This window comes from Spirosoma gilvum, assembly GCF_054776815.1.
In genome coordinates, this window is record NZ_BAAHBH010000002.1 from 370,179 (window position 1) to 396,744 (window position 26,566).

The following is a 26,566-nucleotide window of genomic DNA, read 5'->3' on the forward strand; positions in this document are numbered from 1 at the left end:
ATGAATCGAACACAATTTTTGCAGGCTTCTACCGCCCTGACTGGTGCTGGCGTGTTGATGGGCACCGATGCCTTCACTAGCAGTTTGCGCGATGGTGGTTTAGATAAACTTACCGATGCTCAGGGACAGTTTGTGTTGGGGGCGCTTCCGTTTGCCAATAATTTCCTGGAACCCTATATGGATGAAGAAACGGTCTATCTGCACCATACGTTTCACCATGGTAATGCGGTAAAAACGGCGAACACGGCGGTGCAGAAAATTCGGGATGCTACCAATGCCGCTACGTTTGAGACGGTCGATTACTGGACTAAAAAGCTCTCCCTGCACTTGTCCAGCCATATTTTGCATACCATTTTCTGGACCAATTTAACCAACCACGCCACAGAGCCAGCAGGCGAACTTCGCAAACGAATCGATCAGCAGTTTGGCTCCTATGACAAGCTAAAAGGGCTATTGGCGCATACCGCTAAAAATGTCGATGGTAATGGCTGGGGTATTTTGGGCTACCTGCCCTACACGAATCAGTTGACCGTTCTGCAATGCGAAAACCATGAGAAACTAACCCAATGGGGTGTGATTCCCTTGCTGGTCATCGACGTGTGGGAACATGCCTACTACCTTAAACATAAAAATAAGCGGGCTGACTTTGTTGATACGCTTTTCAAGGTCCTTAATTGGGATAATGCGGCTCAACGATTAGACGTAGCCCTCAAACTGATGCGCTGAATTCTTCGTTCGGTTTCTCATCTTTGCCGAAGAAACGATGCGATTTTTATGCCTGCTCCTATTCTGCTGATCGACGATGAGTCACGGCTGCGTCAGTTACTGGCTCGGATTCTGGAACTCGAAGGATATACTGTACTGGAAGCAGAAAATGCCCGCTCTGGTCTGAAGGTTCTGGAACGCGAGGAAGTCTATTTGGTTATCAGTGATGTTAAGTTGCCAGATGGCAACGGTATTGACCTATCAGCACAGATTAAGCAGCTTTACCCAGCCACTGAAATTATTGTCCTGACCGCTTATGGGACCATTTCAGACGGCGTTACGGCTATTAAAAATGGTGCATTCGATTACATCACCAAAGGCGATGATAACGACCGGATCATCCCACTGGTCAGCCGGGCTATTGAGAAAGCGACGCTTCAGTTTCGGATACAGCAGCTTGAAAAACAGGTTAATCAGCGGCATGGCTTCGAGAGTATTATCGGTCATTCAAAAGCCGTTCAGCAAGCTGTCGATCTGGCCCGAAAGGTAGCCGTTACCGACGCTACTGTATTGCTGACGGGTGAAACGGGTACGGGCAAAGAAGTATTTGCCCAAGCCATCCATCAGGCTAGCCCACGCCGGACAGGGCCGTTTGTGGCCATCAACTGTGGGGCGCTGGGCAAAGACATTCTGGAAAGCGAACTCTTCGGACACCGGGCGGGGGCATTTACCGGAGCCAGCCGCGACCAGAAAGGGCTGTTTGCCGAAGCCGCTAAAGGGACCATTTTCCTGGACGAAATTGGCGAAATGCCGCTCGATCTACAGGCCAAGCTGCTCCGTGTGCTCGAGGCCCATGAGTTTCTGCGTGTGGGTGATACCAAACCGACCAAAACCGATGTACGGGTGATTGCGGCTACCAACCGGGGGCTGGAGCAGGAAGCTAACGCGGGTCATTTTCGGCTGGATTTGTATTATCGGCTCTCTGTATTCCAGATTGAGCTGCCTCCCCTCCGCAACCGACGCGACGACATACCTGACCTGGCCGAACAATTTGCCCGACAATATGCGGCTAAGCTCGGCAAGCGCGACATCCGACTCAGTGCCGAATTTGTCAAGAAACTCCAGCAACATCCATGGAAAGGGAATATCCGTGAGTTGAAAAACATCATCGAACGAGCGGTCATTCTAGCCGAATCTCCTCAAAACACCCCGACTGAACTCACGCCCGAACTGCTTCCGTATGAAATGCAAACGGCTGGCCCGGCAGCGAATGCGGGCAACGAATTAGCGCTGGATCTGGCAACGGTCGAACAACGGCACATCCGCCGGGTTTTACAGCATACGCACGGTAACAAGGCAGAAGCGGCCCGGTTACTCGGTATTGGCCTGACGAGCCTTTACCGAAAACTGAGCGAAATGGATACTTTGCAAGGAGAATAAAGTCTAAGTATCTTGACCCAAAGAGGTTATCTAAAATTCTAAACAGAAGCCGAAATGGAGACTTTTTGTCATTCCTCCTTCGACTACGCGTCCCGGTCGGAATGACAAAGAGTCTCCATTTAATAAAATTCCAGGCATTCTTTTAAAACAGCCTATTTTTTCATTCGACATGTCGTCTACATCGCTCAACAAGGTTTCAGCGCAGGGGCTTTTGGTCGCTATTGGTATTGTTTTCGGTGATATTGGCACCTCACCCCTTTACACCTTATCGGCCGTTATGCGCGGGCGTGAGCTATCCGAAACGCTGATTCTAGGAACATTCTCCTGTATTCTGTGGACGCTTACATTACAGACTACGATCAAATACGTCGTTATTACTCTTCGGGCCGACAACAAGGGAGAAGGCGGTATATTTTCGCTATATACTCTTGTTCGGAGGTATACAGGCCGATGGCTGATGTATCCAGCTGTAATTGGCGGTTCTTTTCTACTGGCCGACGGGCTGATTACGCCACCCATCTCGGTGTCATCGGCTGTGGAAGGACTGCTGATTTTCTATCCAAAACTCGACACCGTTCCCATAGTCATCGCTATTCTGATTGCGCTGTTTGTCGGTCAACAGTTTGGCACCCAGCAACTAGGACGGCTTTTTGGACCGGTTATGCTGGTCTGGTTCTCCTTCATTGGCGTCATTGGCCTTTGGGCGTTATGGAGCCAGCCTGGGGTTCTTAAAGCAATCAATCCCTACTATGCGCTCCATTTCCTGATGACTTACCCCAGCGGTTTCTGGCTATTGGGTGGCGTATTCCTCTGCACAACCGGAGCCGAAGCCCTCTATTCCGACATGGGGCATTGCGGCCGGGGCAACATCCGTGTCAGTTGGGTCTACGTAAAAACGACGCTATTGCTATCGTATGCGGGGCAGTCGGCCTGGCTCATGCATCACCTCGGTCAGCGGCTGGGCGAGACGAGTCCGTTTTACAGCATTGTGCCGCCCTCTATCGTGGTGTTTAGCATTGGTCTGGCAACGTTGGCGACAATCATTGCTTCGCAGGCATTGATCAGCGGGTCGTTTACGCTCGTCAGTGAGGCCATGCGACTGACGCTCTGGCCCCGTCAGCGGGTGGCGTATCCATCCAATGAGCGGGGACAACTGTATGTGCCGTTTGTCAACTGGGCGCTTATGGTCGGCTGCTGCCTGATTGTGCTTTACTTTCGGGAATCGAAAAATATGGAAGCTGCTTTCGGACTGGCCGTTACGCTTACCATGCTCATGTCGACCGTACTCATGAGTATGTACATGCGCGTAAAGCGGTTCAACCCCATTCTTCAGATTGTTCTGACCGGTATTTTCCTGACGGTTGAAACCACGTTTCTGATTGCCAATCTGGTGAAATTTGAGGAAGGTGGCTGGATTTCGGTCACGCTGGGCCTGCTGATCATGGCGATGATGCTGTTCTGGCACGAGGGTGAGTCGATAAAGCAAAGCCTGATCAAGTACGAATCGCTAACCAGCAACCTGCCCATTCTGAAGTCATTAAGCAACGATCCGAACATTCCGAAATTTGCCACGCATCTGGTGTATCTGACCACATCCGATTCCAGCAAGCGCATTGAATCGGAAATCTTATATTCGATTCTGAACCGGGCGCCCAAGCGAGCGGATATTTACTGGTTTATTCATGTTTGCGTGGAAGATGAACCCTACGTGATGCGTTATTCGGTCGATACACTGGCGCAGGAGGATGTCTATGTAGTTACGTTTTACCTGGGCTTCCGCATTGAACCCCGCATCAATCTGCTCTTCAGGATGGTAGTTGAGGATTTGGTTGAGAAAAATGAAGTTACCATTGAGAGTCGGTATAAATCGCTCAGTTCGCACCGCGTTCCCGGCGACTTCCGGTTTGTGCTTTTCCGGCGATTCCTTTCCTACGAAAACGACCTATCGGTGCGTCAGCAGATAATTATGTTCGGTTATATGCTGCTCAAAAATATTGCATTAGCGCCACAAGCTGCCTACGGGCTAGATACCAGCAATGTTACGGTTGAAGCCATTCCGTTGGTCATTACCAGGCCCAAATCATTACCTCTCAAGCGGATCGCTCCGAAAGAGGAATAAAGGGGACTCCTCCGTTTTGAAAGCGCTGGCTTGCAATACAGGCCGTTACAGATGTTTAAAACGGTAGGGCTGTTCAGCTAAAAATCTTTCCAATTTGAAAATCGACCTTACCAAAATGGTAGGGTCGATTTTTTATAAGCTGCCTGCTTTTCAAGTAAACAGGAGTTTAGGTTTCTGACTATCAGGGGTTTACTTGTAGGGGCTGGTTTAGTTGGCGTAACTGGTATATGGTTTGGCATATCCTGTCCGAAACTTATAACCAACATCATGAGTACCGCTCTGCTGCTTCTCGTTCTGGCCCTGCTCTGCTTCGCCATCTTCTACAAAGCCATCGACTGGTTCGAACGTATCTAACTAATGTTGAATGATTGAATGATTGAATAAGGGTTTGTACTGACTATTCAATCATTCTATCACTCAATCATTCAACATTCAACTCCCATGATCACACTTGTTTTTATCATCTCTCTACTGGTCTTTGCCTACATGCTGTACGTGCTGATACGACCAGAAAAATTTTAATCGACTTCTGCCATGACTACTGAATGGATGGGGGTATTTGTCATGTATGGCCTGACGGTGCTGCTGGCAATTCCGATGGGGAAATACTTGGCCCGCGTTTTTAAAAGCGAACCTTCCGCCCTTGATTTTATGAAACCCCTCGAACGGCTGATTTATCGGATTGGGGGTGTGCCGGAGTCGGCTGATCTGACCTGGAAACAAAATCTGGCGGCCTTGCTGACCATCAATCTGGTTTGGTTTGTGCTGGCTTTCGGACTGCTGCTGTTTCAGGGTAGCTTACCACTCAACCCCGACGGCAACCCCTCACAAACACCTGATCTTACGTTTAATACGGCCATTTCGTTTCTGGTCAACTGCGACCTGCAACATTACTCGGGCGAGTCGGGGGTTACGTACCTGACGCAACTGGCCGTTATGATGTTTCTGATGTTTGTATCGGCGGCTACGGGTATGGCGGCTGCGGTGCTGCTGTTTCGGTCGTTTCTGCCGCAAAGCACCGAAACTGTCGGCAATTTTTACGTGCTGTTTACACGCTCCATCACGCGGGTATTGCTGCCTGGTGCGCTCGTTATCGCGCTGATTCTGGCATTCAACGGTGTACCCGCTTCGTTTGATGGCAAGGATACCATTGTGACCATGCAGGGCGACACGGTAGGCATATCGCGGGGGCCAGCCGCAGCCATGATTGCCATTAAGCACTTGGGTACCAACGGCGGAGGCTGGTTTGGTGCCAACTCGGCTCACCCACTCGAAAACCCGAATTACCTGACCAATATGGTGGAGATGGTAGTGCAGGTGTTGCTGCCCATTGCTATGATTTTTGCGCTGGGCTATTTCATCAACCGCAAACGATTTGCCTGGGTTATTTACGGCGTAATGACGGTCGGGATGCTCCTGCTCCTGATACCAACCATCGTGAGTGAACTAGGTGGCAACCCGGCAATTGCTCACCTGGGTATCAGTCAGCCAACGGGTGCTATGGAAGGTAAGGAGGTTCGGTTTGGGCCATTGGCTTCGGCTTACTGGAGTATCGTCACCACGATCATTTCAACGGGATCGGTCAACTCGATGCACGATTCGTCAATGGCCCTGTCAGGAGCGATGGAATTGCTGGGCATGATGGTCAATGCGTTTTATGGGGGTGTGGGTGCCGGATTGCTCAACTTCTACTACTTCCTGATCATCGCTGTCTTTATTTCCGGTCTGATGGTGGGCCGAACGCCCGAACTTTTTGGCCGAAAAGTAGAAGCCCGCGAGATCAAGATTGCCTCGCTGGTAGCTCTACTGAGCGCCCTGCTGGTAAAAGGAGGTACGGCGCTGGCTGCCTGGGTTTTTGTTCAATATGGTGATGCGGCCGGGGTTGCGTCCGACCTGGGCGTGAAACCCTCAACCTGGCTAAATAACCCAGCGTTTCACGGTTTCTCGGAGATGCTTTATGAAATGACATCGGCCAACGCCAACAACGGTTCAGGTTTCGAGGGGCTGGGGGATAACAACATCTTCTGGAACGTTTCAACGGGTTTTGTCCTGCTTTTCGGACGCTACATTCCCATCATCGGCCCGGTAGCCATTGCGGGCTTACTGGCTCGTAAAAAGTACGTTCCTGAATCGTCCGGCACATTACCGGTCGATACGCCTACGTTTGGACTGATGATTTTCGCTGTTATCCTTATTCTGACCGCTTTATCGTTTTTTCCCGCATTGGCCCTTGGCCCGCTGGCCGAATATTTCAGTCTGCGGTAAGGCGAGCCGCGATAAAGGCCAGCACTTTGCCGAGCGTCATCGGTTCAGACGGCTGAATATTTTCGTCGGAACCAACATGCTGATGATGGGGAGAAGTTGCGATACCCGCTACGTCATGGGCATTATCCCAGCGATGAATATGCTGATTGTCGGACGAAATCCATTGATAGCTGTATTTCTGCCTATGCGTATCATAAAAGAACGACTCATACGCAATTAAGCGGGAGTGATTGCTTAACGTCAGTTCAGTGCGTACTGTAGATCGGTCACCCGGAACGTCGTACTTCCTGATTTTATGGGCAAGAATCAGGTCATCGAATTGACTAAGCAGTTCCTCCATTCGCCAACGTTGCGAGCTGTTGCTGATAGAATTGAACCGAGTGCAGGCTATCGTCCCAATCAAATGAATCGTCTTCTTTTTCAAAAATTCCAAAACGATTCAAATCGGTATCATGCTGGTTAACAACACGATTCATAAACTCTTGGTACGACATGCCGTACTTCTGTTCGTAGAGTTCAACACGGCTTTTGAAATAGGCAAGTTTTTGGACCGCCATATTCTCAAGTTGAATCCGGGTAAAGTCTATTGCACTTCGGTAGCCCAAAGCATGGGCTAATTCGTCCAGGGCGGGGTTGAGAGAAGCCGTCATAACAACACACATTTTTATCAAATATACCAAAAATGGCAAAGCAATCATCCCCCTCTCTATTTCAGCGCGACCTGGTTGGGTCGGCGATTCGGGAGTCATTTGTCAAATTGAATCCAGCCGTACTGATCAAAAATCCGGTCATGTTTACCGTTGAAGTCGGTACGCTGATTATGATGCTGGTAACGGCCTACATCGCCTTTACCGGCGACACAACACAGGGTACGCTAGCGTATAATCTCGTCATTACGCTGATTCTGCTGGTTACGGTTTTGTTCGCCAATTTTGCCGAAGCCATAGCCGAAGCCCGTGGCAAAGCGCAAGCCGAGTCGTTGCGGAAAACCCGGCAGGAAACGCCAGCCAAAGTAATCCGCCCGGTAGGTAATTACAAGCTTGATGAAGTAGAAACGATTTCGTCGGCTCAACTCAAAAAAGGCGATGTATTCCTCTGTGAACCTAGCGATATCATCCCCTCCGATGGAGAAATTATCGAAGGGCTGGCAACCATAGACGAGTCGGCCATAACGGGCGAATCGGCCCCGGTAATCCGCGAAGCAGGTGGTGATAAGTCGTCGGTAACGGGAGGTACGAAAGTACTGTCGGATCGGATCAAAGTTATGGTAACTACCCAGCCCGGCGAATCGTTTCTGGATAAAATGATTGCGCTGGTGGAAGGAGCTTCGCGGCAAAAAACACCGAACGAAATCGCCCTGACAATTCTGCTGGCGGGTTTTACGCTGATCTTTATCATCGTCTGCGTAGCCCTGAAACCATTTGCCGATTACGCCAATACGCCCATTACGATTGCGGCCCTGATTTCGCTGTTCGTGTGCCTGATTCCAACGACCATTGGCGGTCTACTGTCGGCCATTGGCATTGCGGGTATGGACCGGGCCTTGCGGGCTAACGTCATTGCCAAATCGGGTCGGGCGGTCGAGACGGCGGGCGATGTCGATACGCTGTTGCTCGACAAAACGGGTACCATCACCATCGGCAACCGGAAAGCAACCCATTTCTATCCGGCTCCCGGTATTAAACAGGCCGATATGGTACGGGCTTCGGCCCTGAGTTCGCTGGCCGACGAAACCCCCGAAGGCAAATCCATTGTCGAACTGGGCGAGAAAATGAATAATGTCCAATGGACAATGAATAACGATACCTTACGGTTTCAACTCGATAATACTCCCATTATTCATTATCCATTATCTACTGTTCATTTTGTAAAGTTCACCGCCGAAACGCGCTCGTCGGGTATCGATCTGCCACTAAATGGTCAGGCCGAAGGTGAGTCGGTTCGGATTCGGAAAGGAGCCGTCGATTCCATACGGGCTATTGTGCAGCGAGCTGGGAAGCCGTTTCCGACCGAAGTGGAAGCGAAAGCCAACGAAATTGCGGCCAACGGCGGCACACCACTGGTAGTGATTGAAAACGAGGTTGTTAAAGGTGTTATCGAGTTGCAGGACATTATTAAACCTGGCATTTCGGAGCGTTTCGACCGGCTTCGGAAGATGGGCGTTAAAACGGTGATGGTAACAGGCGACAACCCGCTGACGGCCAAATTTATTGCCGAAAAAGCTGGTGTCGATGACTTTATTGCCGAAGCCAAACCGGAAGACAAAATGAACTACATCCGGCACGAACAGACGGGTGGCAAACTAGTGGCGATGATGGGCGATGGTACCAACGATGCCCCAGCGCTGGCCCAGGCCGATGTGGGTGTGGCCATGAACTCAGGCACGCAGGCCGCCAAAGAAGCCGGTAATATGGTCGATCTGGACAACGACCCGACCAAACTGATCGAGGTCGTCGAAATCGGCAAACAGTTGCTCATTACGCGTGGTACACTGACCACCTTCAGCATTGCCAACGACGTAGCCAAGTATTTCGCCATCGTACCCGCCCTGTTCGTCGTTAGTATTCCAGCGCTGCAAAGCCTGAATCTGATGCGTCTGCATAGCCCGGAATCAGCTATTTTATCAGCGGTGATTTTCAATGCGATCATTATTCCCCTGCTGATTCCGCTGGCCTTACGCGGGGTCGAATACAAGCCGATTGGGGCCAGTGCGCTGCTGCGCCGGAATCTGTTTATTTATGGTTTTGGCGGGCTGGTCGCTCCTTTCGTCGGCATCAAATTGATTGACTTATTCGTCGGATTATTTGTGTAAATGAATTCAGCCCTCACCCCCTGCCCCTCTCCCAGAACGGGAGAGAGGAGATTAAACGGAAAGTTTGTTCTGTTCTCTGCTGCTAAAAAGTACGAGACTCAGAAATTTTTCCCTCTCCTGTTTTAGGAGAGGGGCCAGGGGTGAGGTAAACCAACTAAACTTATGAAAAATCACATAGGCCCAGCGATTCGACTGACGTTCGTGATGCTGGTAGTATTAGTCGTTATTTATCCACTCGTTGTGGCAGGCATTGCCCGTCTGGCACCAGGCGGAGGCAGAGGAGAAACCGTTACCGTCAAGGGTAAGGTCGTAGGCTATAAATTGATCGGTCAGAAATTTACCGAAGATCGGTATTTCAACTCCCGGCCATCGGCGGTAGACTATAATGCAGCCGGTTCGGGAGGGTCGAACAAAGGCCCAACCAATCCCGATTATCTGAAAACGGTTCAGGCTCGTATCGATACATTTCTGGTGCATAACCCCGGTGTAAAGAAAGCCGATATTCCGGCCGAACTGGTAACCGCATCGGGGAGTGGACTCGACCCAGATCTATCGCCTGAAGGTGCTAAAATTCAGATCGCCCGAATTGCCAAGATTCGGGGAATTTCGGCAGAACGACTGGAACAACTAGTGGACCGACATACAGAAGGCCCCCTATTGGGGTTGTTTGGCCCTGCCAAAGTCAATGTGCTTCAACTGAATATTGCGCTGGATGAATTAAAGTAACGCCAACGATGGGATTATTTGGCTGATAAAGTGCTGTAGGCACGGAATGTTGATAGCTCTATGTTTCTGATTGACTCAATGGGCGTGCCGTAGGTACGCAACCAGCACCGATTGTGGCGTACCTACGGCACGCTGAAGTTCTGAATTGCGTTATTTTTCTACCAACATTGCGTGCCTACGGCACTGAACCATCTCCTAACCAGCGAATAAATCTCATAGTTTGCGTTAAACTAATCGAAAGCCCGAACAGAGCCTATACGGTTCGGGCCAGTTGATTGCGTACAACAAAACAACCATGAAAAATAGACTTTCCGCGTGGCTGACTGTAACCTGGTCGGCCGTAGCCTTTCCCTTGATGGCGCAAACCACCGACTCAACGAATTCGACTCAACCAAAGACAGGACTAAACGTATCCGGCTACAGCGAAGCGTATTATACGCACGATTTTACAGCGCCCAAAACAGCCCAGGAGCGTCCCGGTTTTCTCTATAATCATAAGCGCAATCGGGAGGTCAATATCAATCTGGCTTTTCTGAAGGCAGCCTATACGAGCGCCCTCGTCCGGGCCAATCTGGCGATGCAGGTGGGCACGTATGCGCAATACAATTACGCGGCTGAGCAGGAGTTGGTTAAGCACATTTACGAAGCCAACGCGGGGGTTAGGCTCAGTAAAAAGCAGCATCTGTGGCTCGATGCGGGTATTTTTCCGTCGCATATTGGCTTTGAAAGTGCCGTCTCAAAAGACTGCTGGACGCTAACTCGGAGTATAATGGCCGAAAATTCACCCTATTTTCTGGCCGGTGCTAAACTGACGTATAACACCGCGAATGGCAAATGGACGTTACTAGGCTCAGTGCTGAATGGCTGGCAGCGTATTGCTAAACTAGCGGGTTATAGCGGGCCATCCATCAGCACCCAGGTACAGTACCATCCCTCATCGAAACTGACGTTGAACTGGAGTACGTTCATAGGCTCCGACCGGCCCGATTCGTTGAAGCAAAGCCGTTTTTTCAATAACTTCTACGCCATCATTAACCCAACCGCAAAATTCGGTCTGATCCTTGGCTTTGATATTGGTGCCGACCGTAAGCCGGTTCTCAACAGCCGTAGCAGTCAGCGGATTGGCAGTGGTTCATACGTGTGGTACGCGCCCGTCGTTATTGCCCGTGTTGTCACCAGCGAACGAAGTCATCTGGCGGGTCGGATTGAGTATTACGATGATAAAAATGGGGTGATTATCAATACGGGTACACCGAATGGTTTTCAGACCTGGGGCTATTCGCTGAACTACGATTACGCCATCTTACCCAATGCACTGGCGCGTATCGAGGGGAAAGTATACGCCAGTAAAGATGCTATTTTCGAGACAGGCAGTGGTATGACCAGTACAAACACATCCTTGACCACCAGTTTAGCCATCAGTTTTTGACGAATTGTTTCTGATACAAATGGAATCCCGCGATCAATCGGCTGAACACTTTCTGCGACTTATTCAGGCGTCGCGACGGGGGAAGTTTAAGATTTATATTGGTATGAGCGCGGGCGTTGGCAAGTCGTATCGTATGTTGCAGGAAGCCCATAGTTTGCTGCGGGGAGGCATCGATGTTCGGATCGGGTTTATCGAAACACACAACCGGGCCGAAACACAGGCACTGGTTCAGGGGCTTCCTGTTATTCCCCGGCGAAATCTATTCTATAAAGGGCGTGAGCTGGACGAAATGGACGTGCAGGCGATTCTGAACCTGCATCCCGAACTGGTTATTGTCGATGAGTTGGCCCATACCAACATCCCCGGTTCAAAAAACGAAAAACGCTGGCAGGATGTGGTCGAGATCATCGAGGCCGGTATCAATGTCATTAGCGCCGTCAACATTCAACACATTGAAAGCCTGTATGATGAAGTCCGTGCGATTACGGGTATCGATGTGACTGAGCGGGTGCCGGATCGAATCATTCAACTGGCCGATGAAGTTGTAAACATTGACCTCACCGCCGATGAGTTGATCAGCCGATTGCGTGAAGGCAAAATTTACGATCCTGCCAAAGTCGAAACGGCCCTGCGCAACTTTTTCCAGGCCGAAAAAATTTTACAACTGCGGGAGTTGGCCCTCCGTGAAGTCGCTACGGCTGTCGAACGGAAAATCGAGATTTCGATTCCGGTCGGCATTAAGGCAAAGCCAGAGCGATTTATGGCGGCTATCAGCTCCAACCACGAAACAGCCCGGCGCGTTATTCGCAAAACGGCCCGGCTGGCAGCCTATTACAACTCACGCTGGTTTGCGCTTTATGTTCAAACGCCGGGCGAAGAGTCGGACCGGATCAAGCTGGATGTGCAGCGACACCTGATCAACAATCTGAAACTGGCTACCGAACTGGGAGCCGAGGTGATACAGGTGAAAAGCAGCAGTGTGGTCAACAGCATTGTGGAGGAGGTACAAAAACGAAATATTACGACAGTGTGCATCGGTAAGCCACATTTTACCCTGATACAGATAATTTTACGCACAAATGCATTCAATCAGTTGCTGAACAAACTGTCGGGTTCCGATACTGACCTGATTATCCTTTCGTAAATGGAAAATGAATAATGGAAAATGAATAATGAAGTAACTCCCCCATTATACATTATACATTTTCCATTATTCATTGTTCATTACCCCTTACCCCTTACCCCATGTCTATCAGAAGTAAAATAGCGGCTGCGCTGGTGTTTATGTTCGCCATTGTTCTGGCGATTTGGGGGCTGAGTGCGTTTTATCTGAATGAGCTGGCCAACGATTCACAAGCCATTTTGAAGGATAATTACATTTCGCTCGAATACGCCAACAACATGCAGAAAGCCCTGGCTAACCTTACCGAATCCGCAAATACTGCTCCAGATGCGCTGGTCGATTTTGAGACAAATCTGAAAAAACAGGAAGCCAATATCACCGAAGTTGGCGAGCGGGAGGCTACCACGGGTGTTCGTCGGGAGTTTAATCGGTTGAAAGTCAATTCAACGGATAGTCCCACCGTTGCGCGTATCCAACATTATCTGTTCATACTCGACGAACTAAATCGACAGGCAATTGTCCGAAAAAATGAAACAGCCAAGCAAACGGCCAAAGACGCGCTGCTGTGGCTGTCGGTGGTGGGGACTACGTGTTTTCTGATTCTGTTTTCGTTTGTGATCAATTTTCCCAGCTACGTTGCCAATCCCCTGCGCGAACTGACACGGGGGCTGCGGCAGGTGACCAAACGGAATTTTGAAGAGCGATTGCACATTCAAACCAACGACGAATTTGGCGAACTGGCCCGCACCTTCAATTCCATGACCGAAAAGCTGGACGAGTACGAACACTCCAATCTGGCCCGAGTCCTGTTCGAGAAAAAACGCATCGACACCCTCATTCGGATCATGAACGAAGGCATTGTAGGGATGGACGAAAACAAACGGATTCTATTTGCCAATCCGGTTGCCTGTCGGTTGCTGGCTGTCAATGAAGACCAGTTGATAGGCCAATATGCTCCCGATGTAGCCGCTTCCAACGACCTGATGCGAACGCTGATTCAGGATATTATGGTCGATACACCACCGAAGAACGAACAGAACGGCTTCCTGAAAATTTATGATTCCGGCCTGGATAGGTCCGGTCTGGATAGGAAAAATGGAAGCGGCAAGGAAAGTTATTTCAAACAACGCACCCATGTGGTAGAGGTAACCCCAACGGGCGAACAACAGCCTCAATTGGCAGGCTATGTTATGGTGCTCGAAAATATTACCTCTTATAAAGAACTGGATCTGGCCAAGACAAACTTTATTGCCACCATTTCGCACGAGTTGAAAACCCCTCTGTCGAGTAGCAAGATGAGTCTTAAGCTGCTGGAAGACAGTCGTATTGGGTCGCTGAATGAGGAGCAGAAACAACTCGTTGGCAGCATTGGCGACGATGTGAACCGGCTTCTGAACCTGACGGGCGAACTGCTCAATATGGCCCAGGTCGAATCGGGCCAGATTCAACTCAATATCCAGCCTGTGCCCCCAGCCGATATTGTCCGGTCTGCCATCAATGCCCTGCGCGTACAGGCCGATACCAACCAAGTGGCGCTTCAGGTAGAGCTGGACCCCGCCTTGCCCAGCGTATTGGCCGATCTCGATAAAGCCTCCTGGGTACTCATTAATTTTCTGTCGAATGCGATTCGATATAGTCCAGAGGAGAGTACCATTGACATCTCGGCCCGACAAACGAATGGGGTCGTAGAATTTAGAGTGCGCGATCACGGTTCCGGCATACGTCCTGAGCATCAGGAGCGCGTGTTCGATCGGTATTTTAAAGCATCGGGCATTGGTAGTAAGGCTGGTCATGGAGCGCCGGGTGGCACCGGTCTGGGGCTTACCATATCGAGTGAATTTATCCAGAGTATGCATGGCCAAATCGGCTTAGATACCAGCGTTACAGATGGCGCTGCCTTCTTCTTTCAGTTACCCATCAGTCAGCAAGCGTAGATCGATTGGATTTGGTGCTTATAGAGGCATAACGAACCGTAAAAATGACTCGATTGGCCGTTTTATTGCTTCTTGGCCTGTTGCCCATCGTCAGACTTCAGGCGCAGGATGTAAACTGGAAAAAGGTAAAGGTGCTCGTGTACACCAAAAATGGAAAAGGCTATGTTCACGACAATATTCCCAATGCCATTCAGTGCATTCAGAAACTTGGGAAGCAACACGGCTTTACGGTCGATGCGTCCGACCAGCCTACCGTTTTTACCGAAGACAACCTTAAACAATATACGTTGCTGCTTTTTCCCAGTACCAACAACGATGTGTTCGATACCGACCAGCAGCGACTGGCGTTTCGCCGGTACATCGAAGCCGGTGGAGGTTTTGTCGGTATTCACTCCGTGATGGGGACCGAACGCAACTGGGCGTGGTTCAAACGAATGCTGGGTGGTACGTTTGCCTGGCATCCAAAATTCCAGAAGTTCAAAATTGACATCATCGATACGAAACACCCGTCGATGATAGGGCTGCCTAAGGTCTGGGAGAAAGAAGACGAATTTTATTTCGCCAAAAATATGTCGCCTGGTCCTACCGTTATCATGGCCAACGATCTGACTTCGCTGAATCAGGATGAACCCGAGAAAGTAAGGCAATTTGGTGGTTCCTATACCGAGTTATATCCATCGGCCTGGTACTATAATTTCGATGGGGGCTACACCTGGTGCACAACCCTAGGCCATGCCAAAACAGATTATATAGACGACACAACGTTTATCAAGCACATTTTTCAGGGTATTCGCTACGTGGCCGGGCAGGTAAAGAAAATTGATTTCAGCAACGCCTACGCCGATTCGCGGGATACGCCAATTAAGTAAGGAGCTACAGTAAAAATACTTATCAAAAATCGGTGCGTAAGATCATGTAATCGTGCATAATTAGCTGATTATAAAAAAATAAACTATTTTTCTGCTGAGTATTAAACCATATCATGATTAGTTGGTCAAAGCTGGCGAAATCAGTTAAAACCATAAACCGCCTACCTACATGAAGACCCGTTTCCTGGCCACTGCTTTTATCGTCGCAAGTATGTCAATTGGAGCGTTAGCTCAATCGGCCCAATCCCCTACTGACAAACCCCATTTAACAAAAGAAGAACGAATTGCTAAACGCCAGGAGTTGAAGGCTAAACTAGCCGCTATGACTCCAGAAGAGCGAAAAGTATTTCGAGAAGCGCAGCGTGAAAAGTTGAAAGAGAAATGGGCTAGTCTGACTCCTGAACAGCGTGAAAAAGCGAAAGAGCGCTTACAGGCACGTCGTGAACGCCTGGGAAAACATTGATCGTAATTTTCTACTTTCTGGACTTACGACGCCCGATCTATCTGGTCGGGCGTCGATTTGTTTCTGACTCATGGCCTATTTAACCGTTCTACTTTCATTTCTTTTTTTGCTCATTGCTCAACCAGGTAAGGCAACCGGTTATCCAGCCGATTCTACCCAACTTTCCCGTCCGACTTCCCGTACGCTTTCGGGCTCTGAACTGAACATCCGGTTAAATTATACAAGTCAGGCATTGTTTTCGGGCCGGGATTTTGGCGTTCGGGAGTGGATAAGCACTCCGAGCATAACGTATTATGCCAAATCTGGTTTTTATGCTGACCTTTCAGGCTATTATCTAAGCCAAAGCAAGCCACATTATGAAATGACGGCTTTGTCAGTAGGATACCTGGGTATACTAAGTAACGTCATTGCCTATTCAGGAGAATTTGGTCGAACGGTGCTCATCCAGCGTGGTCAGCAAAACCTGCTGCCCTACAACGCCAATACATCGTTAACTGTCAACCTTGGCCCAATCGTATCAGCAACATCCGATTATAGCCTACTTTTCGGCAATGCGACCGCTCACCGACTTCGGCTATCCCTTTCGGCTTATCTGGCTAAAGCTATATCTGCCTCATCCCTTGGTTTAAAACGGATAAGCGTCATTCCTACGCTAACAGCTATCCTGGGTACCGAAATCTCGGCCTATAATCTATATCAGCCCAATGCCGTAACCGGTGCAACATCTACGACTGCAACGACCCGATTAGCCCGTATTCTACAGCGCCTACAAGCAAAAAAGAACGCTACTACGACCGATACTGGGTATGATGGATTTGGGCTGATGGCACTGGATTTTTCGGCCCCTGTTCGAGTAACATTTTCTGGATTCCGGATCGGTATAACGAACCATCTGGTGCGTCCATTTAAACTCTATACTGACGAAGATATATCGACCGATATGCGCTATTATGCCGATATAAGCCTGACCTGGGTAATTAAATAAATCAGGACTTAAGATTAGTTTTTCGGGGAAACCAACTTACTGATCTAGAAAAGTTTTCATTCTTATTTTCTATGATGCATTCGATTAAAACTGTTCTTCTACTGACCAGCCTTACCGCTATCTCGGGGCCTATAATGGCGCAGCAAACTAGCGGACTGGATACCATACAGGTGGTGGCCCCCGGCGCTACGCTTCAGAAAGTATCGAGCCAGTTTACATTTACCGAAGGCCCGGCTGTTGATAAGAAAGGCAATATTTACTTCACCGATCAGCCGAACGACAAAATCTGGAAATACGATACCGACGGAAATTTGTCGCTCTATATGGATAAGACGGGCCGTTCTAATGGGCTCTATTTCGATAAAAAAGGCAATATTATTTCCTGTGCCGACGAGAAAGATGAATTGTGGTCGATCAGTCCTGATAAGAAAATCACGGTGCTGATGACCAATTTTCAGGGGCAGCGAATGAACGGGCCTAATGATCTGTGGATCGACCCGAAGGGGGGGATTTATTTTACCGATCCCTATTACCAGCGCGATTACTGGGAACGGAAAAAACCGGATATGGATGGACAGAAAGTCTACTATCTACCCAAAGGAAAATCGGAAGCGGTACTGGTCGATGGCGATTTAAAACAACCCAATGGGATTGTCGGTACGCCCGATGGAAAATACCTGTATGTCGCCGACATCCGGGACAGCAAAACCTATAAATACGAAATCAGTTCTGACGGTTCACTCAAAAACCGACAGCTTTTTATTGCCCAGGGCTCCGACGGTATGACCCTCGACAAGCAAGGGAATTTGTATATCTCGGGAAGAGGTGTAACCATATATGATCCATCCGGCAAAAAGCTGGGTAACATTCCCGTACCATCGCGTTGGGTAGGAAACGTTTGCTTTGGGGGCAAAAATCGGGATATGTTGTTCATTACCGCTACCGAATCGATTTATACAATCCCCATGCGGGTGAAGGGGGTTGAATAGCGGCAACCAACTTTAGTCGATTCGTAAACGATTAAACCACTAAAGCGCAAAGAATAAGTGTTTTTTTCTGTCATGCTGACTCTTTTTTGTCATGCTTTTTGTCATGCTGACGCAGGAAGCATCTTCGGAGACAGGATATATTTAACATCCACCGAAGATGCTTCCTTCGTCAGCATGACAAAAAGCATGACAAAAAAGAGTCAGCATGACAGAAAAACGGTTACCAAAGATGTTTAGCACATGTTTAGTTATGGCTGAATGTCATCGTTTAGAAATCGCCATTCGGGATTTATTGAATTGATTAATGCCACTTGCTTTTCCCGTCGCCAACCTTTTATCTCCTTTTCCCGACTGATTGCGTTGCGTACATACTGGTGATGCTCCCAATAAATCAGACGGTGGCAGTAATACTTACCCGTAAATTTATCCGGTTGCCCAAGTGACTCATAATGCTCCTGTAACCGCCTGACAAGGTCGTTTGTCATACCCGTATATAGCACCGTTTTTTCAGGATTGGTAACGATATAAACATAGAAAGCATACCTGTTCATACTACTACATTTTTAGGCATCTCAATCCGCGTTTCTGCCCTTCCGACGCATTTTGTCATGCTGACTCTTTTTCTGTCATTCCGACGCAGGAGGAATCTTCGGGTGATGACCTTCTATCCTGTCACCGAAGATGCTTCCTGCGTCAGCATGACAAAAAAGAGTCAGCATCACAGAAAATGAGTTAGCATGACAAAAAGCGTGGGAATGACAAAAACACTTATTCTTTGCGCCTTTGTGGTGTAAGCTGTAGCACGGATTCAGGATTCGGATTCAGAGCCCGAAGAGCCAAAAAGCCTGAACAACCCTTCCAGTTGCGGACGATAGGATATTCCGATCGGGATCTGCTCCGAATCAATGTAGAAATATTTATGGTCGAAGCCGGTAACCTTCTGAATGTTAATGATGTATGATTTGTGAACCCGCTTGAATTTATGCTTTGGCAGGCTTTTTTCCAGTGCAGAAATCGGCTCATTGACCAGGTTCATCTGGTTGTTGTAAAATATCTTTGAGTAGACTCCGTAGGCGGCTACATGGCTGATATCATGGAAATCGAAACGTACAACTTTCCGGGCAACTTTGAAAAAAGCAAAGTTTTTTTCGATGATGCAGTTGTCAGTGTAAAGATTTGCCAGCCCACGATTAATGGCTTTGTACAGACGAGCCGGATCGATAGGCTTTAACAGGTAATCAACTACTGCATCAATATCGTAGGTGTCAACGGCAAAAGCTGGATTAGCAGTTACGATAATGATAGGAGGTAAGTTGGTAAAAATTTTTAAAAATGTAAGCCCGCTTTGATCGCATAGATCGATATCTAAAAAAATTAAATCGAACGATTGCTTTCTTATTTTCTGGGTGCCTTCATCCCAAGTGGTGCAATAGGTCAGCTCAAAAAGTCCGATCTGTTGCAGTTGATGACTTAAAGCAGAGGTTGATTCGCTGGAATTATCAATTACCAGGCAGTTGTGTATTGTCATGGCTTACGATGGCTAAGTACAAAATTGATTGACGGTAGTTTTTTTAGGTAGATGAGTAAAAATTTTGTGAATGTGTCCAAAAAAACAAAAAGGTTGTCTTTGGGCTATGCACATGATAATGATATAGTTAGCTGGGTTTTTAATTGTTGAAAACAATTTTTTTTAGGCCAGGGAAATGTCAAAAACTGAATTTTTCAGAGTTCACGGGTTAGACGAATTGTTTTCTGAAAAATCACATGTGTTGGCGATTTTTTTTTTGACTTATCAATTATGATTCAAAAGTCATAATAAGATATAGTAATTGCTAGTGAAAAGGCTGCTGAATGCGTATTAGTTTATATCTATTCATTACTAAAGCGGCTATAAATTTGGCTTTGCTTTTTGTGATAGTCAGGTAGAAAATAACCTAATGCAAAGTATAAAATTGGCAGATATAGTGACTAAGGGTAAAAACCTATAATTCTTGCTCTACGATTTATAACTCAATAGATTAATCATAGCATTCATTCATTAATCGGAGAGCCAGTGTGACATTGGCGATGCAATTGCTTCTTAAGTAAGCAAAATTGACATAAGCTACGGCAGTTGTGTTGTGGCTGATTCAACCAGACGTACCCTACCCATAAGAGATAACTATATATGTGTACCTACATTCATCTACCTGAGTGAATGTACTTTATTTCATTTATGGGTGTATAACTATACGTTTGACATGGAGCAGATCAGACAACTTTTACAATCCTACGCTTACTTTCGAGGGGCCGTATTGCGAAAAATAGAAGACAGTCGCTTCGCAAAATTTGAGTACAAAGCCGTATTCGGCCATGACTCGCATTCCATCTATCGCCGACGGAGTAATGCTCAGTTATGGCGACCAGCCGAAATCCATAAACTGGCTTATCAGTTGGGGCTTTGGGATGGAATGGGGAGCCGATTACAAAAACTAGCCGACCTGATTCAACAACTGCCTAGTTCTGAAAAGAAGGCAGTTTATAAAACGGCCGGATTAACCGACGAAAAGCTCGAACTGCATAAGCTCGACCCCGATTTGTGGTTGCCCAGAGAACTGGAGAAAATTCAAGGTTGGTGTGCTAAACAACTAGTCAGCAACCCTAAGTCAAAAGCTGCTCCGACCAGTAAAGGCAAGTTGGGTAGCGAAACCAATCAACCAGCATGAAACCGTAACGAATTATATACTCACTTTTCACGTACCCACCACTATGGCTATAGTTGACTTTACGGCAGTTAATCCGTATGGCGAATGTAGAGAACAAAGCTACAGCGATCAGGATATTGAATCCTGTTTTGAAATACTAAGTCTGCTGGTTGGTCGAGGCTGGCAATTACGAAGCGCCCGTATTTTTGCCGATTATACGGAAAGTGGATTGAACCTGCCAGTTGAAGCGTTTGATGGAAAGCCTATGAAGGATACCATTCGACGGCTACAATTGGAATGGAGGTAACTAACTCCTGATTTTGTAATGCTTTAAGACTTCTATAAGCTAAGTAGTTGCACATAATGGATTTTATGTTACTTAAGTTGCCGAGTAGGAAATCGGTTTGACGGGTACTATTGGTGCCCGTCAAATTAGTATTAGAAAATGTTACTTATATATTAATATGTAGGTGTATAGTGTTAACGTATATAGGTTATCGTTAGGGAAATAGTAATTTATTAATATAATTATGCGTTGTTTTTTTATAATTTATTTAATAAGGTAATTTAAGGTGAACTATAAGATTTAGCTATTAAACCTGTTTTAACTTTTGTGCGATAGGCATTTTTTCCATGCTGGCCTTTTTTGTCATTATCCGGGATGACAAAAAAGGGCCGCAATGACGAAGACGAAATGACAACAAAAATAGCGTCTTTGTCATCCCGAGGAACGAGGGACCTTCGGGTGAGGCTGAAAAAACACCTGTTACCGAAGGTCCCTCGTTCCTCGGGATGACAAAAAAGAGGCAGCATCACAAAGACGGGATGACAAAAATCCGTAGGAAGGACAGAATACGTGGGAATGACAGAAAGCCAATCTAGCTATACCGAAAGTTTAAACAGCCTCAATAAACCCTATGGGCGTGTGTTCCCGCTTCCTGTGACTGTTTTACTATAAAACCCTAATAGGGACGATTACCAAGAGGCAGTAGATAAATGGACATTTGCCCCATGAATTGATAAAAAACAGTACCTAACTAAAAAATTTACGTAATAAATGAAATTTTTTTAACTCTATTCTATTGTATATATATATTAAATAGGAAATGGTAAATTATAGCTAAATAAAACAAGCGCAATAATTACGCCAATAAACGCCCTGTAACAAGCCTTTTTTGTCTAATTGATTGGTCTGGTAATCAAATTGATAAGCCTAAAACATGCCTTCAATAGGTGAACTCCGTAATTGATTACTTATGAATAAATATATTAAACGTACACCTCCAAAAATGCCCTAAATGTTAAATTCCTTAAGTCATAGTTCTCATTCCATTAGTTAAAGGTCCAATTCATTCATTTTGGGGGCGTTTTCCTGCAAAGTGGTCACAGAATTGCAGCCAATTGGATACTGATTACGCACGACGTTGCTTAAACAGAACTCAACGACCCCTGATCCTTGCCATTCGCTGTTTACATGTTGATACACTAATGTAACGCGGGCACCCCTACAATCGTCTCAACGCAACATCTCTTATCTAACACGGTACCTCATAATCCACTGAATTATGAAACAAAGGCTTTACTTTCTTTTTCTTCTGGGTTTGGCCGTCACGACGAATGCTTTTGCTCAAAAAGGTCGATTCTCGGTGCGGTTTACGGTCAAATCGCTTGACTGTTCAACCGGGAAGGTCGTCATTCGGTTGGATGTCAAAGCCAGTCATCCCGATAGTACATTCCTGATGGGCGATGCCAACTATCGATTCGATTATGATTCCCGGATCATTACCAATCCGCAAATCGTCAGCCAGGAAAATTTCGCCAGCCCGGCACCCGCCAGCGATACGCGCTATAATCCACAAAACCTGAACGGTACTACTGAAGGCCCAACCATCGGAACGGTTTCGCTCAATACTACCTATGGCGGATCGGGAACGGGCGCTAAACTGGTCGGTACCGACTGGATCACGGTTTCCTGCCTGCAGTTCGATATTCGGAATACAAGTCTGATTACCAACAACTGCTTTGGCCTGCGCTGGCATACCGATACCAGTTTCCCCGTGACTGGTTTAAGTGAAGTGGTACTTAAAAATGCCTCATCAAATGTCGATGCCTACGTGACCAAAGCGAGTGGCGTTTTTCAGAATCTGGAAATCACATCGATTGGCGCCATATGCAGTGGACAAGGCGTGGCCAGTAATGGCGAACTGATGATTCCGGAAGGTTTTTCGCCCAATGGCGATGGTCTTAACGACCGATTTGTATTGTATAATCTGGGCGCGCTGAAAGCGAGCGTTACCATTTATAACCTGAGCGGTGCGACCGTATATACCAGCGATAATTACCAGAATGACTGGGATGGGAAAGCCGATGGGGGTACGGTGCCCAGCGGTACCTATTTCTATAGTGTTCGATTAAGCGATGGACGTACGTTTCAGCGATCAATGACGATCAGTTACTGATTGAATGGAATCAGGTAAAGGCGAGCGGTAAGTGAATAGATCCATAACAAGTTAATCGTAACCCGATGTTGACCCCATTTTTACCTAAAAAACAAGCCGCTTTTTTACTCATGCTGCTTGCCCTGTTCGGTAGTGCAGCCAAAGCGCAACAGGATAAAATGTTCTCGCAGTATATGTTCAATATGCTGGCGCTGAATCCTGCCTATGCCGGAAGCAGAGAGTCGTTCAACATGACGGCGCTGTATCGAAGTCAGTGGACCGGTATACAGGGAGCCCCGCAAACCGCCACGTTTTCGATGGATATGCCGCTCAATAACGACCGGGTAGGAGTGGGCCTACAGCTCTATGGTGATAAAGTGGGTGTATTTCAGGAAGCGGGTGCTTTCGCTTCGTATGCGTTTCGTATTCCGGTAGGGAATCGGAGTACACTGGCACTCGGGTTACAGGCTGGCGCTTCCAGTTATCAGGCCAATCTAATCGATGTTCAGGTGAATCCTGGAAATACCGGCCAGATTGATCCGAACTTTGCCAGTAATATTTCCAAGGTTCTGCCAAATTTTGGTACAGGTATTTACCTCAGCAGCGATCGGGCCTATGTAAGTGTTTCGGTTCCCCGACTGATCAAAAATAAGTTGAGTGAATACAATACAGGAAGTGCACCCCAGGTGCAGGTTCGGCAGGCCTATCTGGGAGCCGGATTTGTCGTTGGTCTCAGTTCCGATATAAAAATGAAGCCGTCGATGCTCCTGCGCTATGCCGAAGGAACGAATCTGGGATTTGATGGGAACGTTAATTTCTGGTTTTTTGACCGTATTGCTCTGGGTGCGTCGGTTCGTAAAAATCAGTTTTCATCCTGGTCGACCAACACAACCGATGCACTGGTTGGCTTGCTGGAAGTCGAATTAACGGATCAGCTCCGGTTTGGCTACGCTTATGATCGGACGATGAATAATTTCAAAGATGTGGCCCCTAGTTCGCATGAGTTTATGGTGCGTTATAGAGTAGGGCGTTCTAAAACACGAGTGCTAACCCCCCGTTATCTTTGAGTAGAGGTGCCGTCTGGTTTTAGCGAGCCAGTGGCCTTTTTTTGTGATCAAAAAGGAAGTTACTCTATATATAAACAATTTTAATAAAAATGTTTATATATAAAACAATGTGCTTTTTTAGATTCCGTTTTTACTACATGAATCAATACTCAACGAAGCGCTGGAGAAGATTAGGGAGAATTTTTAAGAACGAGTGGAAAGTGTGAATAGCTGATGTTTTGCCGATTCTGAAATGAAAGACAGTTCAGAATCCTCAAGTATCTGTCATTTGGCTCTGGAGCTTAGTTGAGTTGATTCGATTATGTACATGAATTTCATTAAATGCGTATTAATAGCCTGGTTAGTACTAAATCAGGCAACAATTAGCCAGGCACAGTGGCGAAATAAGAGTCGGTTTATTCAGTACGATGCTCTATCGCTTGGGGTTGGCTCATCGACATATTTTGGCGATTTGGCCAGCTATTCAAATCTGGCAAAATCGCTAACGACACTTCCTCGCTGGAATGCTTCTCTGGGCTATACCCGCCAGTTTACTCCGCATTTTGCTGGCCGTGCTCAGTTTACATGGGCCCGAATTGTGGGCGATGATTATACATACAGCCGATCGAATCCAACCGAATATGCCGCTCAGTTTTCAAGAAACCTTCATTTTCGCAATGATGTAAAAGAAGTTTCAATAACAGGGATTTATTCATTCATCGCTGATGGAGACAGACCCGCTTTCCGAGCGAAGTTTACCCCATACGTCTTTGGTGGGCTGGCCGTTATAGCCCATAATCCAGAAGCTCGTACCCCAACCAACACAAATGGAAATAATGGCGAATCGGCTGCGCGGCAGTGGGTTCAGCTTCAGCCATTGCACACAGAGGGACAAGGGGGAGCGGAACGGGACAAAGCCTATTCGCTGGTGACGGTTGCTATTCCGGCAGGACTTGGTGTACGCTATCGATTAAACGAAAATCTGAACCTGGGCTTTGAGCTAGGCTTTCGGTACACCTTTACCAATTACCTTGACGATGTAAGCGGGCAGTATGACCAGTCGGGAACGTTGCAGGGTCTGTCAGCGCTCATGGGCGATCGTCGATTTGAGTTCGATGCGGCCCGGGTCAATATCAGTCGGTACACCGAGGCACAGCAACTGTTTCAAAATCAACCTGCCTTATTTACAACCTCAGAACGAGGCAGTAACACGCTGCAAAAAGATAGTTACCTGCTCAGTACGGTATCGATTCAATATATCTTTCCGGGTCGAATCAAGTGTCCACCTTTGCGATAGTCTGGTGCTACCTTACGTCTGAAACTACTCCTCCTCGTCTTGCTTTTTCCGGATTTGAACAACTTTACCGTTTTCAATGAGTTTGGTTTTCAGATAGTTGTGCTTTGGGACCGCAAGTAGCAATAAAGGTTGGCTTGTGAACGACTGTGGATTGTGCGTCAATGTTGTATCGGCCAGTCGTATATAGCGCACCGTTAAAACAGAATCCTGGACGAATACTTTACTGATCGACAGCTTGGGCGGTTTGTTCGTAGACGGTAGTGCAATGCCGATTACTGTTTCTTTGGCAAAGTTTATAGCATCTGGGCGCTTGGTGGTTGCTGCTGGCTTAAAAACCTTTTCAAAACCATCAGCCTCATCGAACACGAATAGGGTAGGCTTACCCTTATTGACCGATGCATCAGTACTCAGGAAATACCCAGTGAGCAACCGATACGTTAAATTGACCTGAGCTAACGTTAAAACGCTGATAAGCAAGCCGGTAAGAAAAAAAAGAGGAGTGCGTAAGCGACGGCTTACGGAGGTAATCAAATTCATAATCAACCATTAATTTCAATCGGGAACTATAAAATTAACGCCTGATTGACGGATTCGGTGTATATATGAACAGAAAATAATAGATTATTTTGGCGATGAGGTCGTTCAGTCAACTGGATTTCGTACCGTCATACCGGCGACATTGAAGCAGGAATTTTGATTATCGCTCTTACACTCGAACAAATCGAACGATTCAACGCCCTTGTCGAGCCGCTCGAAATACAAAATGAAAGGGACTTTTTCATCATTCTTAATGTCGCGGGTTTCGGGCGACATCGGAATACCTTCGGTCTTAACCAGGGTGTACGTTTTCTTTCCGTCCGACGTAGCCAGCACGGCTTTTGGGTTGAACGAAATACTACTCGTGCCGTAGTAATTATTGTCGTGCCCATGGGGATCTTTGGCAAATGTCATGTACAGCACGGTATAGCTGGCCGTCAACCGAATGTCGGTAACTTTAATGTCAGGGTCCTGTGAATGCCCAAGGCCACCCTGGGGGTCAGGGTAAAGGCGTTGCTGATAACCGGCAATGGGCTGACTAGCCTGATAATATTCAGCTCCATCGGCAGGCGCATTTACTGCCGCTGGTCGATGGGTAGAGCAAGCCGAAAGCAGCAGAAGAAGAGGAAAGATCGCTTTCATAGATTTAAGTTAGATGCTTCCACTCAAATAACCAAGAAGTTAGGTGCGCTGTTTGGCAATGTA

At 47.3% G+C, this 26,566-nt stretch carries 25 protein-coding genes; 19 read left to right on the forward strand and 6 right to left on the reverse strand.

Annotated elements, in window-relative coordinates:
- From ACYVFD_RS06305 to kdpA, 5 genes are all read left to right on the forward strand, one after another.
- Positions 1–726 (forward strand): superoxide dismutase, encoded by a 726-nt coding sequence (locus tag ACYVFD_RS06305; protein ID WP_461088930.1) that lies wholly within the window; start codon positions 1–3, stop codon positions 724–726.
- Between the two features lie 48 nt (positions 727–774).
- Positions 775–2,145 carry a sigma-54-dependent transcriptional regulator gene (locus ACYVFD_RS06310; protein WP_461088931.1) on the forward strand — a complete coding sequence of 457 codons (1,371 nt, stop codon included), beginning with the start codon at positions 775–777 and terminating at the stop codon, positions 2,143–2,145.
- A gap of 169 nt (positions 2,146–2,314) precedes the next feature.
- Positions 2,315–4,264 (forward strand): KUP/HAK/KT family potassium transporter, encoded by a 1,950-nt coding sequence (locus ACYVFD_RS06315; RefSeq protein WP_461088933.1) that lies wholly within the window; start codon positions 2,315–2,317, stop codon positions 4,262–4,264.
- A gap of 441 nt (positions 4,265–4,705) precedes the next feature.
- Positions 4,706–4,786: a potassium-transporting ATPase subunit F gene (locus tag ACYVFD_RS06320; RefSeq protein WP_461089458.1), complete on the forward strand. Its 81-nt coding sequence runs from the start codon at positions 4,706–4,708 to the stop codon at positions 4,784–4,786.
- 12 nt (positions 4,787–4,798) lie between these two features.
- Positions 4,799–6,529, forward strand: coding sequence for a potassium-transporting ATPase subunit KdpA (gene kdpA / locus ACYVFD_RS06325; RefSeq protein WP_461088934.1), 1,731 nt, complete (start codon positions 4,799–4,801; stop codon positions 6,527–6,529).
- Here kdpA and ACYVFD_RS06330 read toward each other — a convergent pair.
- Both ACYVFD_RS06330 and ACYVFD_RS06335 read right to left on the reverse strand, forming a co-directional pair.
- Positions 6,516–6,869: a toxin-antitoxin system TumE family protein gene (locus tag ACYVFD_RS06330; protein ID WP_461088935.1), complete on the reverse strand. Its 354-nt coding sequence runs from the start codon at positions 6,867–6,869 to the stop codon at positions 6,516–6,518. The genes kdpA and ACYVFD_RS06330 overlap by 14 nt on opposite strands.
- On the reverse strand, positions 6,853–7,179 hold the full coding sequence (locus ACYVFD_RS06335; protein ID WP_461088936.1) for a hypothetical protein: 327 nt from the start codon (positions 7,177–7,179) through the stop codon (positions 6,853–6,855). Before ACYVFD_RS06335 ends, ACYVFD_RS06330 begins: the two co-directional genes overlap by 17 nt.
- A 32-nt stretch (positions 7,180–7,211) precedes the next feature.
- Between ACYVFD_RS06335 and kdpB the strand changes: the two genes are divergently transcribed.
- The 9 genes from kdpB (at position 7,212) to ACYVFD_RS06380 (ending at position 17,859) form a co-directional block, all read left to right on the forward strand.
- Positions 7,212–9,341 carry a potassium-transporting ATPase subunit KdpB gene (gene kdpB / locus ACYVFD_RS06340; protein WP_461088937.1) on the forward strand — a complete coding sequence of 710 codons (2,130 nt, stop codon included), beginning with the start codon at positions 7,212–7,214 and terminating at the stop codon, positions 9,339–9,341.
- Between the two features lie 162 nt (positions 9,342–9,503).
- Positions 9,504–10,067 (forward strand): K(+)-transporting ATPase subunit C, encoded by a 564-nt coding sequence (locus ACYVFD_RS06345; protein ID WP_461088938.1) that lies wholly within the window; start codon positions 9,504–9,506, stop codon positions 10,065–10,067.
- A gap of 295 nt (positions 10,068–10,362) precedes the next feature.
- Entirely contained in the window at positions 10,363–11,496 is a 1,134-nt protein-coding gene (locus tag ACYVFD_RS06350) for a porin (RefSeq protein ID WP_461088939.1), read from the forward strand.
- Positions 11,497–11,515: 19 nt separating this feature from the next.
- On the forward strand, positions 11,516–12,640 hold the full coding sequence (locus ACYVFD_RS06355; protein ID WP_461088940.1) for a sensor protein KdpD: 1,125 nt from the start codon (positions 11,516–11,518) through the stop codon (positions 12,638–12,640).
- A gap of 101 nt (positions 12,641–12,741) precedes the next feature.
- Positions 12,742–14,553 (forward strand): HAMP domain-containing sensor histidine kinase, encoded by a 1,812-nt coding sequence (locus ACYVFD_RS06360; protein ID WP_461088941.1) that lies wholly within the window; start codon positions 12,742–12,744, stop codon positions 14,551–14,553.
- Between the two features lie 44 nt (positions 14,554–14,597).
- Positions 14,598–15,422 (forward strand): ThuA domain-containing protein, encoded by an 825-nt coding sequence (locus ACYVFD_RS06365; protein WP_461088942.1) that lies wholly within the window; start codon positions 14,598–14,600, stop codon positions 15,420–15,422.
- A gap of 169 nt (positions 15,423–15,591) precedes the next feature.
- Positions 15,592–15,885, forward strand: a complete 294-nt coding sequence (locus ACYVFD_RS06370) for a hypothetical protein (RefSeq protein WP_461088943.1) — start codon at positions 15,592–15,594, stop codon at positions 15,883–15,885.
- 70 nt (positions 15,886–15,955) lie between these two features.
- A complete protein-coding gene (locus ACYVFD_RS06375) occupies positions 15,956–16,870 on the forward strand; it encodes a hypothetical protein (protein WP_461088944.1) in 915 nt (304 codons plus the stop codon).
- A gap of 71 nt (positions 16,871–16,941) precedes the next feature.
- On the forward strand, positions 16,942–17,859 hold the full coding sequence (locus ACYVFD_RS06380; RefSeq protein ID WP_461088945.1) for an SMP-30/gluconolactonase/LRE family protein: 918 nt from the start codon (positions 16,942–16,944) through the stop codon (positions 17,857–17,859).
- A 248-nt stretch (positions 17,860–18,107) separates the two neighbouring features.
- Here ACYVFD_RS06380 and ACYVFD_RS06385 read toward each other — a convergent pair whose 3' ends face one another.
- On the reverse strand, positions 18,108–18,410 hold the full coding sequence (locus ACYVFD_RS06385) for a GIY-YIG nuclease family protein (RefSeq protein WP_461088946.1): 303 nt from the start codon (positions 18,408–18,410) through the stop codon (positions 18,108–18,110).
- A gap of 257 nt (positions 18,411–18,667) precedes the next feature.
- Complete coding sequence (locus ACYVFD_RS06390; RefSeq protein WP_461088947.1) at positions 18,668–19,387, reverse strand: LytR/AlgR family response regulator transcription factor; 720 nt, start codon at positions 19,385–19,387, stop codon at positions 18,668–18,670.
- Positions 19,388–20,099: 712 nt separating this feature from the next.
- Here ACYVFD_RS06390 and ACYVFD_RS06395 point away from each other — a divergent pair.
- The 5 genes from ACYVFD_RS06395 (at position 20,100) to ACYVFD_RS06415 (ending at position 25,324) form a co-directional block, all read left to right on the forward strand.
- Positions 20,100–20,564, forward strand: a complete 465-nt coding sequence (locus ACYVFD_RS06395; protein ID WP_461088948.1) for a hypothetical protein — start codon at positions 20,100–20,102, stop codon at positions 20,562–20,564.
- Between the two features lie 43 nt (positions 20,565–20,607).
- The gene (locus tag ACYVFD_RS06400) at positions 20,608–20,850 is read left to right on the forward strand and encodes a hypothetical protein (protein ID WP_461088949.1); all 243 of its coding nucleotides are present in this window, start codon (positions 20,608–20,610) and stop codon (positions 20,848–20,850) included.
- A gap of 1,258 nt (positions 20,851–22,108) precedes the next feature.
- On the forward strand, positions 22,109–23,002 hold the full coding sequence (locus ACYVFD_RS06405; protein WP_461088950.1) for a gliding motility-associated C-terminal domain-containing protein: 894 nt from the start codon (positions 22,109–22,111) through the stop codon (positions 23,000–23,002).
- A 65-nt stretch (positions 23,003–23,067) separates the two neighbouring features.
- Entirely contained in the window at positions 23,068–24,048 is a 981-nt protein-coding gene (locus ACYVFD_RS06410) for a PorP/SprF family type IX secretion system membrane protein (RefSeq protein ID WP_461088951.1), read from the forward strand.
- A gap of 307 nt (positions 24,049–24,355) precedes the next feature.
- Entirely contained in the window at positions 24,356–25,324 is a 969-nt protein-coding gene (locus tag ACYVFD_RS06415; protein WP_461088952.1) for a DUF6089 family protein, read from the forward strand.
- Between the two features lie 24 nt (positions 25,325–25,348).
- Here the strand turns inward: ACYVFD_RS06415 and ACYVFD_RS06420 are convergent, their stop codons facing one another.
- Together ACYVFD_RS06420 and ACYVFD_RS06425 are read right to left on the reverse strand one after the other, a co-directional pair.
- Positions 25,349–25,861 carry a hypothetical protein gene (locus ACYVFD_RS06420; RefSeq protein WP_461088953.1) on the reverse strand — a complete coding sequence of 171 codons (513 nt, stop codon included), beginning with the start codon at positions 25,859–25,861 and terminating at the stop codon, positions 25,349–25,351.
- Positions 25,862–25,966: 105 nt separating this feature from the next.
- Positions 25,967–26,503, reverse strand: a complete 537-nt coding sequence (locus tag ACYVFD_RS06425; RefSeq protein WP_461088954.1) for a hypothetical protein — start codon at positions 26,501–26,503, stop codon at positions 25,967–25,969.
- Positions 26,504–26,566: the final 63 nt, after the last annotated feature.

Excerpts from the sequence above, each read along its gene's own strand:
- ACYVFD_RS06305 (WP_461088930.1), top strand. The coding sequence starts at position 1 with ATGAATCGAACACAATTTTTGCAGGCTTCTACCGCCCTGACTGGTGCT.
- ACYVFD_RS06310 (WP_461088931.1), top strand. The coding sequence starts at position 775 with ATGCCTGCTCCTATTCTGCTGATCGACGATGAGTCACGGCTGCGTCAG.
- ACYVFD_RS06315 (WP_461088933.1), top strand. The coding sequence starts at position 2,315 with ATGTCGTCTACATCGCTCAACAAGGTTTCAGCGCAGGGGCTTTTGGTC.
- ACYVFD_RS06320 (WP_461089458.1), top strand. The coding sequence starts at position 4,706 with ATGATCACACTTGTTTTTATCATCTCTCTACTGGTCTTTGCCTACATG.
- kdpA (WP_461088934.1), top strand. The coding sequence starts at position 4,799 with ATGACTACTGAATGGATGGGGGTATTTGTCATGTATGGCCTGACGGTG.
- ACYVFD_RS06330 (WP_461088935.1), bottom strand. The coding sequence starts at position 6,869 with ATGGAGGAACTGCTTAGTCAATTCGATGACCTGATTCTTGCCCATAAA.
- ACYVFD_RS06335 (WP_461088936.1), bottom strand. The coding sequence starts at position 7,179 with ATGACGGCTTCTCTCAACCCCGCCCTGGACGAATTAGCCCATGCTTTG.
- kdpB (WP_461088937.1), top strand. The coding sequence starts at position 7,212 with ATGGCAAAGCAATCATCCCCCTCTCTATTTCAGCGCGACCTGGTTGGG.
- ACYVFD_RS06345 (WP_461088938.1), top strand. The coding sequence starts at position 9,504 with ATGAAAAATCACATAGGCCCAGCGATTCGACTGACGTTCGTGATGCTG.
- ACYVFD_RS06350 (WP_461088939.1), top strand. The coding sequence starts at position 10,363 with ATGAAAAATAGACTTTCCGCGTGGCTGACTGTAACCTGGTCGGCCGTA.
- ACYVFD_RS06355 (WP_461088940.1), top strand. The coding sequence starts at position 11,516 with ATGGAATCCCGCGATCAATCGGCTGAACACTTTCTGCGACTTATTCAG.
- ACYVFD_RS06360 (WP_461088941.1), top strand. The coding sequence starts at position 12,742 with ATGTCTATCAGAAGTAAAATAGCGGCTGCGCTGGTGTTTATGTTCGCC.
- ACYVFD_RS06365 (WP_461088942.1), top strand. The coding sequence starts at position 14,598 with ATGACTCGATTGGCCGTTTTATTGCTTCTTGGCCTGTTGCCCATCGTC.
- ACYVFD_RS06370 (WP_461088943.1), top strand. The coding sequence starts at position 15,592 with ATGAAGACCCGTTTCCTGGCCACTGCTTTTATCGTCGCAAGTATGTCA.
- ACYVFD_RS06375 (WP_461088944.1), top strand. The coding sequence starts at position 15,956 with ATGGCCTATTTAACCGTTCTACTTTCATTTCTTTTTTTGCTCATTGCT.
- ACYVFD_RS06380 (WP_461088945.1), top strand. The coding sequence starts at position 16,942 with ATGATGCATTCGATTAAAACTGTTCTTCTACTGACCAGCCTTACCGCT.
- ACYVFD_RS06385 (WP_461088946.1), bottom strand. The coding sequence starts at position 18,410 with ATGAACAGGTATGCTTTCTATGTTTATATCGTTACCAATCCTGAAAAA.
- ACYVFD_RS06390 (WP_461088947.1), bottom strand. The coding sequence starts at position 19,387 with ATGACAATACACAACTGCCTGGTAATTGATAATTCCAGCGAATCAACC.
- ACYVFD_RS06395 (WP_461088948.1), top strand. The coding sequence starts at position 20,100 with ATGGAGCAGATCAGACAACTTTTACAATCCTACGCTTACTTTCGAGGG.
- ACYVFD_RS06400 (WP_461088949.1), top strand. The coding sequence starts at position 20,608 with ATGGCTATAGTTGACTTTACGGCAGTTAATCCGTATGGCGAATGTAGA.
- ACYVFD_RS06405 (WP_461088950.1), top strand. The coding sequence starts at position 22,109 with ATGAAACAAAGGCTTTACTTTCTTTTTCTTCTGGGTTTGGCCGTCACG.
- ACYVFD_RS06410 (WP_461088951.1), top strand. The coding sequence starts at position 23,068 with ATGTTGACCCCATTTTTACCTAAAAAACAAGCCGCTTTTTTACTCATG.
- ACYVFD_RS06415 (WP_461088952.1), top strand. The coding sequence starts at position 24,356 with ATGAATTTCATTAAATGCGTATTAATAGCCTGGTTAGTACTAAATCAG.
- ACYVFD_RS06420 (WP_461088953.1), bottom strand. The coding sequence starts at position 25,861 with ATGAATTTGATTACCTCCGTAAGCCGTCGCTTACGCACTCCTCTTTTT.
- ACYVFD_RS06425 (WP_461088954.1), bottom strand. The coding sequence starts at position 26,503 with ATGAAAGCGATCTTTCCTCTTCTTCTGCTGCTTTCGGCTTGCTCTACC.